Source organism: Mesorhizobium sp. M8A.F.Ca.ET.202.01.1.1, assembly GCF_004791595.1.
GTDB lineage: Bacteria > Pseudomonadota > Alphaproteobacteria > Rhizobiales > Rhizobiaceae > Mesorhizobium.
In genome coordinates this window covers 1-347 of the sequence record NZ_SRUN01000134.1, presented here as the reverse complement: position 1 = coordinate 347, position 347 = coordinate 1, and the positions used below count along the sequence as shown (strand labels likewise).

The 347-nt window shown below is 67.1% G+C and carries 1 pseudogene; it reads left to right on the top strand.

The features are described from left to right. Nucleotides 1-129 precede the first annotated feature (129 nt). A pseudogene (locus EN845_RS34165) lies at nt 130-347 on the top strand (hypothetical protein); the annotation flags it as partial.

Here is a 347-nt window from a genome sequence, read left to right as displayed (position 1 = left end):
GGATGGCGTGCTGCGCAACCACAAGCGGCACGCCGACGGCACGCCGCGCGACACCGTCATCTTCTCCATCATCGATGCGGAATGGCAGGGCGTGAAGCGCCACCTGCAGTACCGCCTGGACAGCCACGCATGAACGATTCGACCTTCACCCTGGGCATTGTCGGTGCCCGCGGCCATACCGGCGCCGAGCTGATCAAGCTGGTGGCCGCCCACCCGCGGCTGCAACTTGCCTTCGTCTCTTCGCGCGAGCGCGCCGGACAGCGCCTGTCCGACCACCATCCGGAATTCCAGGGCGATCTGCAGTACGAGAACCTGGACGCCGACGCGGTGGCGGCCAAGGGTGTGGA